The organism is Vibrio sp. 10N.247.311.14, assembly GCF_041467715.1.
Taxonomy (GTDB): domain Bacteria; phylum Pseudomonadota; class Gammaproteobacteria; order Enterobacterales; family Vibrionaceae; genus Vibrio; species Vibrio crassostreae_C.
The window spans coordinates 1-9,146 of record NZ_JBFSVE010000085.1; the positions used below are offsets into that span (position 1 = coordinate 1).

Below are 9,146 nucleotides of genomic sequence, written 5' to 3' on the forward strand. Positions count from 1 at the left end.
GCGTCACAAAAATGTGTACAAGAGATTGGATTGACCTGATCAGTTAATTTTCCGGGTTGGTATAATATACGCCATTAGCAAAGCCGCGGATTCTCCTACTTACCAAAACAGCGCGTGTTGGGAGTCTAAACCTCCAACCTTTCCATATACTAAGCCTCAGCAGAAATACTGGGGCTTTTTTGTATCTGCTGCTTCTACGAAGTAATGTTGGGATAACTAGGCGCTCCTAGCTCACCTGCGTGCTCGAATCTCCGGAGTGCCTACTCATTCCAGCCTTGCCATATTTAAGACTCTAGTCTGCACGTCTCGGCAGAAATGCTAGCGCTTTTTATTCCTGTCATTTTTACAAGTATCACTTGAAGTACCATGTGTTCCTTTAGCTATCTCTATCGAACACTGATTTAGTGCAGCCTTGCTGTATTTAATGACTTAGTTCAAAGCTAAAGCTTTCTGTTCACCACTCATCTAGCTCCGTAGTCCTGTTAATAACTAACGCTATTCTAGCGAGACGTTGAGTCCCGTTATTTTTGTTTCCAGGTGAAAGGTGAAGCCTTTCGATTGAAGCTTATATAACTTGAGAGTGGGTTATTGGGTAGACTAGCGAGTGGGCAGAAGAACTAATTCTCTGTATGACTTAAGCTCCTTAAAGAGTTCTGTCCACCCACATTAAGGCTTTCGATTACTCAAATATTAGCGGTATCAAATATCGATATGAGCTCTATGTTCCACGCATCCCTTTCAACGATAACTTCAGTGAGGGAATTGGCGAGTTTGACTTTCATTAGGTATAAAAAGGCCACCTAAAGTAGGCGGCCTTGGTTGATCTATTTAGATATTAATCTAGCTCTTTCTCTGCTTGTTTTGCTTTCTCTATCATAGGAGTGATTGTTGAGCCTTGAACTAGAATAGAGAACACAACAACGGCGTATGTCATGACAAGGATTATCTCTTTTACATCTATTGCTTTGTCTTCAATTACCCAGATACCTGAAGGGATCGAAAGTGCCATGGCTAATGCTAAGCCACCGCGTAAGCCACCCCAAGTTAGAATCTTAATCGACCACGGGTTGTAAGTTCTAAAGCGTTTAAATCCGATGTAAGACAAGAAAACACTCAAGTAACGTGCACTCAATACTAGAGGGACTGCGAACGCCATTAAGATCCAGTCTTCTTGGTGGAATTTGAATAACAGCATCGACATACCAATTAGTAGGAATAATACGCCGTTTAAGAATTCATCTATCAACTCCCAGAAATGATCTAGGTGATCTTCACTCTCTTTCGAGAATCCGATAAAGCGAGTCCAGTTACCAATCATGATACCTGATACCACCATCGCTAATGGGCCTGATACATGTAGAACTTCAGCAAACGCATAACCAGCAGTTGGGATGCCGATGGTTAATAGCAACTCCATCGAGTGGTCATCGGTATTGCTGATTAGGTAGTGGAATACAAGACCTAAAACAAAACCGTAGACGATGCCGCCAATTGCCTCTTGAACGAATAGCATGGTCACACTACCGACGGTTGGCGCTTCTGTGCCGAATGCGATAGTAAATAGGGTTACGAAGATAACTAAGCCAAAACCATCGTTGAATAGAGACTCTCCCTCGATTTGAGTAGAGATTCTTCTGGGAGCGTCGAGTTTCTTTACTATTGCTAGCACGGCGATGGGATCGGTTGGAGAGATTAGCGAGCCAAAGAGTAGGCAGTAAATCAGATCAAATTGAATACCGATGAACTGGCAAAACCCGTACAGCACAAAACCGATAAAGAATGTTGAAAACAGCGTAGCACCTAACGCGAGTACTGTTATTTCCCATTTCTGGTCTTTTAGGTTTGGTAATTTGATTCCCAAACCGCCTGCAAATAGTAAGAATCCTAATATCCCTTTTAGAAGGAAATCTTCAAAATTGATACTGGCAACGGTCTCTGAGGCAATGTCTGCCAATTGGAACCAATTATTTTGTCCCGCAATGATAATCAATAGAGATAACATCATTGAGCCAGCTGTGATGGCGATGGTTGTCTGCATTTTACCAATTTTTGTATTCACGAAAGCAATAAGCATGGCTGCAGCGGACAAGAAGCATAAGGTGTAATAGACCGACATTGGGATTCCAACATGTAACAAAGTATGAATATGAATTTTCGTTGTCTCATGCTCAAATAGCAAACATTTTTTTGTCATGACTCAGTAATCAATTTCCTTTTTTAGACGTCTAGACTCCTTTTTAATGTGTGATAGGATGGAGGGATAATTAAAGGAATGAGGTTGTACCGTGGGAAGTAATGTAAGGCAAAAGATTGACGCTCTGTTGAAGCAACGAATTTTACTGATTGATGGTGGCATGGGCACCATGATTCAGGATTATAAATTGGAAGAGCAAGACTATCGTGGTGAACGCTTTGCTGATTGGCACAGTGACTTGAAGGGCAACAATGACCTTTTAGTTCTTACACAGCCTAAGCTTATCAAAGATATCCATATGGAGTATTTGGAAGCTGGGGCTGACATCCTCGAAACCAATACCTTTAACGCTACAACCATCGCTATGGCCGACTATGATATGGAAAGCCTTAGTGAAGAGATTAACTTTGCTGCTGCCAAGCTTGCTCGTGAAGCAGCTGATGAATGGACTGCAAAGACCCCAGATAAACCTCGCTTCGTCGCGGGTGTATTAGGTCCAACCAACCGAACTTGTTCTATCTCGCCTGATGTAAACGATCCAGGTTACCGTAATGTTAGCTTTGACGAACTGGTTGAAGCCTATTCTGAATCGACTCGCGCGCTCATTAAGGGCGGTTCAGATTTAATTCTTATTGAAACTATCTTTGATACGTTAAACGCGAAAGCGTGTGCCTTTGCCGTTGAATCTGTTTTTGAAGAGGTGGGTATTGCTCTTCCAGTGATGATTTCCGGTACCATCACTGACGCATCAGGTCGTACCCTTTCAGGACAGACGACAGAAGCATTCTACAACGCCCTTCGTCATGTAAAACCAATCTCATTTGGATTGAACTGTGCATTGGGCCCTGATGAACTGCGTGAGTATGTCGGTGAGATGTCTCGTATCTCAGAGTGCAATGTTTCTGCTCACCCTAATGCGGGTTTGCCTAATGCATTTGGTGAGTATGACCTTTCTCCTGAGGATATGGCTGAACATGTTAAAGAGTGGGCTGAAAGTGGCTTCTTGAACCTAATTGGTGGGTGTTGTGGTACTACTCCAGAGCATATCCGTCAAATGGCTGAGGCCGTTGAAGGTGTAACGCCGCGTCAATTGCCAGACTTACCAGTTTCTTGTCGTCTTTCGGGACTAGAGCCACTGACGATAGCTAAAGAATCTTTGTTCGTGAATGTAGGTGAGCGGACCAATGTCACTGGTTCTGCGCGTTTCAAGCGTTTGATCAAAGAAGAGCTTTACGACGAAGCATTGAGTGTTGCTCGCGAGCAAGTCGAAAATGGCGCTCAGATTATCGATATCAACATGGATGAAGGGATGCTAGACGCCGAGGCGTGTATGGTTAAATTCCTGAATCTATGTGCTTCAGAACCTGAAATCTCGAAAGTACCTGTTATGGTCGATTCTTCTAAGTGGGAAGTTATCGAAGCTGGCCTAAAGTGTATTCAAGGCAAAGGCATCGTTAACTCAATCTCTCTAAAAGAAGGCAAAGAGAAGTTTGTTGAGCAAGCCAAATTAGTTCGTCGTTATGGTGCTGCTGTCATCGTGATGGCGTTTGATGAAGTCGGGCAGGCTGATACTCGAGAGCGTAAAGTCGAAATCTGTACCAATGCCTACAACATTCTTGTTGATGAAGTCGGTTTCCCACCAGAAGATATTATTTTTGACCCGAATATTTTCGCAGTGGCTACTGGTATCGATGAGCATAATAACTATGCGGTTGATTTCATTGAAGCAGTAGGAGACATCAAACGCGATCTCCCGCATGCGATGATCTCTGGCGGTGTGTCGAATGTTTCATTCTCATTCCGTGGTAATAACTACGTCCGTGAGGCTATTCACGCGGTATTCCTATATCACTGTTTTAAAAACGGTATGGATATGGGCATTGTAAACGCTGGTCAGTTGGAAATTTACGATAATGTTCCAGAAGATCTGCGTGATGCTGTTGAAGATGTGGTACTAAACCGTCGTGATGATTCGACTGAAAGATTGCTGGATATGGCGACCGAATACCTAGAGCGTGCTGTTGGTAAGGTTGAAGATAAATCTGCATTAGAGTGGCGAACTTGGCCTGTAGAGAAGCGTTTGGAGCACTCTTTGGTAAAAGGTATCACCGACTTTATTGTTGAAGATACCGAAGAAGCTCGTGTTAATGCCTCTCGTCCTATTGAAGTGATTGAAGGTCCTCTAATGGACGGAATGAACGTTGTTGGTGACCTGTTTGGTGAAGGTAAGATGTTCTTACCACAGGTTGTAAAGTCTGCGCGTGTGATGAAACAGGCGGTTGCCCATTTAGAACCATTCATTAATGCATCCAAAGAAGTGGGCGCAACTAACGGTAAGATTTTGTTAGCGACCGTTAAAGGTGACGTTCACGATATCGGTAAAAATATCGTTGGTGTGGTTTTACAGTGTAATAACTACGAAATTATCGACTTAGGTGTGATGGTTTCTTGCGAGAAGATTCTCAAGGTAGCGAAAGAAGAGAATGTCGACATTATTGGCCTGTCTGGGCTGATTACACCGTCTCTTGATGAAATGGTACATGTTGCTAAAGAAATGGAGAGACAGGGTTTCAAGCTGCCTCTTCTGATTGGCGGCGCAACCACATCTAAAGCTCACACAGCAGTTAAGATTGAGCAGAATTATTCAGAACCTGTTGTATACGTAAATAATGCCTCGCGTGCAGTGGGTGTTTGTACTTCACTACTTTCTGATGAATTGAAACCCGCTTTCGTTGAGAAGCTGGATATCGATTACGATCGCGTTCGAGATCAGCACAATCGTAAGAAACCTCGTACCAAGCCTGTCACGCTTGAAAGAGCTCGTGCCAATAAAGTTGCTATCGATTGGGATGCGTATACGCCACCGGCACCCGCTAAGCCGGGAGTTCATATCTTCAATGATTTTGATGTGGCAACTTTGCGTCAGTACATCGATTGGACTCCATTCTTTATGACATGGTCATTGGTTGGTAAATACCCTGCAATCCTTGATCATGAGGAAGTGGGTGAAGAGGCAAAACGTTTATTCAAAGATGCTAATGATTTACTGGATCGCGTAGAGAAAGAGAAGCTGCTTGAAGCGCGTGGTATGTGTGCCATGTTCCCAGCGAACAGTGTTGGTGATGATATTGAGGTGTATACCGATGAATCTCGTACCGAAGTTCTAAAAGTTCTACACAATCTTCGTCAACAAACAGAGAAACCAAAAGGCTTTAACTACTGTTTGTCTGATTACATTGCGCCAAAAGAAAGCGGTAAAGCGGATTGGATTGGTGGCTTTGCGGTTACGGGTGGTATTGGTGAGCGAGAGCTGGCTGATGAATACAAAGCGAAAGGCGATGACTACAACGCGATTATGATTCAGGCGGTTGCTGACCGATTGGCTGAGGCGTTCGCGGAATATCTGCATAAAGAAGTGAGAAAGGATATTTGGGGTTACTCGCCAGATGAGAATTTGTCTAACGACGATTTGATTCGAGAGAAATACCAAGGTATTCGTCCAGCTCCAGGTTACCCTGCTTGCCCAGAGCATACAGAGAAAGGTACGTTGTGGGAGCTGATGGACGTTGAAAAGGCAATCGACATGTCATTAACGACAAGCTACGCGATGTGGCCTGGTGCCTCAGTGTCTGGTATGTATTTCTCACACCCTGATGCTAGATACTTTGCTATTGCACAGATTCAACAGGATCAAGTGGATAGCTATGCTGACCGCAAAGGTTGGGATATGTTAGAAGCCGAGAAGTGGTTAGGTCCAAACATTAACTAGTTTGAATCTACGACGAGCTTTGATTCGTATAGTAAAAAAGAGAAAGGGTTGCTTAATAGCAACCCTTTTTGTATCTGAGATTTAGTTATTTATCTGTTGGTGATAAACGCATTTTTACTCAAACAATTCTTGGTGCAGTTTTTGAATCGCCAACTTAGAAACAGATTCATCTAGCAAGAAACACAGGTTGTGTGGGCTTGCTCCGTAACAAATCATGCGCAGGTTGAAATCTTCAAGGGTGCTGAATACTTGCTTAGCGTAGCCTTTGCTTTCACTCATATTATTACCAATCAATGCCACTAAACACAGGTCATGTTCCACATCGACTGAACAAAGCTCTTCTAGCTCAAGACGTGCTGCTTCTGGTAATTCAGGAGCACCACCAGATGTATCAGTTTGATCTAGGGTGAGTGAAACACTGATCTCAGAGGTAGTAATCAGATCGACAGAGATCTTATGTTTAGCAAGGATCTCGAACACTTTCGCAAGAAAGCCGTAAGCATGGAACATATTAGCGCTACGCAGCGTAACCATGGTTTGGTTGCAGCGAAGGGCGAGGGCTCTGAATAGTGGAGAGCTTTCCACCTGTTGGCGAATCCAAGTTCCACCCAACTCTGGTGCTTTAGAAGAGCCGACAAATACCGGGATTTGGTGGCGTAATGCAGGTACTAGAGTCGATGGATGCAAGATCTTCGCACCAAAGTTTGCCATTTCCGATGCTTCACTAAAGCTGATCTCTGGGATAGGAGAAGCTTTAGGTGCAATACGAGGGTCAGTGGTGTAAATACCCGGAACATCCGTCCAGATTTCTAGACCAATCGCCTTTACAGATTCGGCAATCAATGCTGCTGAGTAATCACTGCCACCGCGGCCTAAAGTCGTGGTGTTGCCTTCGCTATCAGCACCGATAAAACCTTGTGTAACGACAACTTGTTGTTGGCAAAGTGGAATAAGTTTCTGTTGCGCTAGAGCGGCAATATCTTCTAGTTGAGGTTCGGCTTTACCAAAATCATCATTAGTGCGCATCACATCTCTGATATCAAAGCGAACAGCAGGAGTGCCTCGTTCACGGATGATCTGAGCCAAGATGTGTGTCGACATCAACTCGCCACATGCGACAAGGTGATCGGTCAGTTTAGTGCTTGTTTGGAATGATGCAGCCTCGGCAGCGCTCGCAATGTCATCAAGAATGCTGTGAACTTCTTTTTCGATACTGATTGGATCAGCTAGCTGATCGAGAATTGCGTTATGAATGTCAGTCAGTTGCGTCATCAAATCCTGACGACGAGCTTTGTCTTGAACCCCATTCGCGAGTTCAACGAGTAGGTTGGTAACGCCAGAGCATGCACTGCTCACGACCAGTTTCGTATTCGAGTTATTTTCAATAATAGCAGCACAACGGCTCATTGCTTCAAAGTTGGCAACACTTGTTCCACCAAACTTAGCGACATTAAAAGAACCAGCTACATTAGATGCACTCACGATATATCTCCCACGACTTCCTAAAATAAAATTACGGTTGGGTAATCCAACGTCCGATGTTTTTCGAAGAGAGTATTTAGAGCAAAAAGAGAGGAATTATTAGAATAGTAACCTCAGAAGCTCCTCACCATATAGAAATGGCGACAGTTGCCGGGATTCAGCCCGCTCAACCGATAATAAAGGTCCTGCATCCTTTTATTATCTCGGCACTGCTCCCCCTTAATGTTTTGTATTGGAAATGCGGTTCCACAAAACATCTGCCTGGGCAGTGCTCCTCTTCTGCTAGATAGCCATTTCATTGAACGTGTTTGCGGTAACAATGTCAATCCGTAACTGGAGATATTTAAAAAATAATTTTAACAATTATGTGACAGTGGTTTGACCTCAATACTTATGGCTAATTGCTGAGGTAATCAATTTGCTTTAGGGTGGATTGTTCACAACATTAACGTAAGGGATGTACATGTCTAATTTAACACTCACTACTGCTATCGAGAGCTTTTATCCGCCACACCGAACGTTAATGGGGCCTGGTCCTTCTGATATCTCACCTCAAGTGCTACAGGCTTTGAGCCGTCCAACCATAGGTCACCTAGATCCGCTGTTTATTGCGATGATGGATGAGCTTAAACAACTTCTTAAATACGCTTTTCAGACTGAAAACGAATTTACGATTGCCGTTTCTGCACCGGGCAGTGCAGGTATGGAGACCTGTTTTGTTAACTTGATTGAGCCTGGTGAAAAGGTGATTGTTTGTCGTAACGGTGTCTTCGGTGAGCGTATGCGAGAAAACGTGGTGCGTTGTGGTGGCGAAGCCATCCTTGTTGATGACGAATGGGGCAAGCCCGTTTCAGTTGAAAAGGTAGAACAAGCATTGGCAGAAAACCCCGATGCCGTTGCTGTTGCATTTGTGCATGCAGAGACATCAACCGGAGCGTTATCTGATGCTCAAGCTATCTCTGCTGTCGCTCGTCAGTTTGATGCGTTAACGATTGTTGATGCAGTGACATCATTAGGTGGTGTGCCATTGCTGGTTGATGAGTGGCAGCTTGATGCGGTTTATTCTGGCAGCCAAAAGTGTCTGTCTTGTGTGCCAGGGCTATCTCCAGTGACTTTCTCTCAGCGTGCGGTTGATAAAATGAAAGCCCGTAAAGCACCAGTGCAAAGCTGGTTTTTGGATCAAAGTTTAGTATTAGGTTACTGGAGTGGAGAAGGTAAGCGTAGCTACCACCATACCGCACCCGTGAACAGCCTTTATGCTCTGCATGAGTCGCTGGTTTTGTTGAAAAATGAAGGCTTAGATAATGCGTGGTCTCGTCATCATGCGATGCACCAAGAGCTTAAAGAAGGCGTAGAAGCTCTAGGGTTAAAGTTTGTGGTTGATGAAGAGAGCCGCCTGCCGCAGCTTAATGCACTTTATTTCCCAGAAGGAATTGATGAGGCTAAGATCAGAACGCAGCTTTTAGAAGAATATAATCTTGAAATCGGTGCTGGGCTTGGCTCTTTGGCTGGTAAGGCATGGCGTATCGGCCTAATGGGCTATGGTGCTCGTAAAGAGAATGTCGCGCTGTGCTTAAAAGCATTGAGAGATGTCTTAAAGTAACTAGCCTAAAAAGTTCAAAAGAAAGCGCACGAGAGATCGTGCGCTTTTTTGTTGTGCGCCGAGCATGGCGTTGATCTAGGAGGTGAAAGTCCTCTACG

The 9,146-nt window shown here is 44.1% G+C and carries 4 protein-coding genes and 1 riboswitch; of the genes, 2 read left to right on the top strand and 2 right to left on the bottom strand.

All coding sequences use genetic code 11. From position 1 onward, the window contains the following. Window positions 1-835 precede the first annotated feature (835 nt). Window positions 836-2,116 (bottom strand): sodium:proton antiporter, encoded by a 1,281-nt coding sequence (locus tag AB6F11_RS21010; RefSeq protein ID WP_017061334.1) that lies wholly within the window; start codon window positions 2,114-2,116, stop codon window positions 836-838. Between the two features lie 169 nt (window positions 2,117-2,285). On the opposite strand from AB6F11_RS21010, the gene metH reads away from it, so the two are divergent. After that, window positions 2,286-5,963, top strand: coding sequence for a methionine synthase (gene metH, locus AB6F11_RS21015; protein WP_017068719.1), 3,678 nt, complete (start codon window positions 2,286-2,288; stop codon window positions 5,961-5,963). Window positions 5,964-6,077: 114 nt separating this feature from the next. On the opposite strand, the gene lysC is transcribed toward metH, so the two are convergent. Further along, window positions 6,078-7,445: a lysine-sensitive aspartokinase 3 gene (gene lysC / locus AB6F11_RS21020; protein ID WP_102394672.1), complete on the bottom strand. Its 1,368-nt coding sequence runs from the start codon at window positions 7,443-7,445 to the stop codon at window positions 6,078-6,080. 109 nt (window positions 7,446-7,554) lie between these two features. Further along, a riboswitch (Lysine riboswitch) is annotated at window positions 7,555-7,732 on the bottom strand. Between the two features lie 176 nt (window positions 7,733-7,908). Between lysC and AB6F11_RS21025 the strand changes: the two genes are divergently transcribed. Next, on the top strand, window positions 7,909-9,048 hold the full coding sequence (locus tag AB6F11_RS21025; RefSeq protein WP_102394673.1) for an alanine--glyoxylate aminotransferase family protein: 1,140 nt from the start codon (window positions 7,909-7,911) through the stop codon (window positions 9,046-9,048). The last annotated feature ends 98 nt before the right edge of the window (window positions 9,049-9,146 follow it).

Excerpts from the sequence above, each read along its gene's own strand:
- AB6F11_RS21010 (WP_017061334.1), bottom strand. The coding sequence starts at position 2,116 with ATGTCGGTCTATTACACCTTATGCTTCTTGTCCGCTGCAGCCATGCTT.
- AB6F11_RS21025 (WP_102394673.1), top strand. The coding sequence starts at position 7,909 with ATGTCTAATTTAACACTCACTACTGCTATCGAGAGCTTTTATCCGCCA.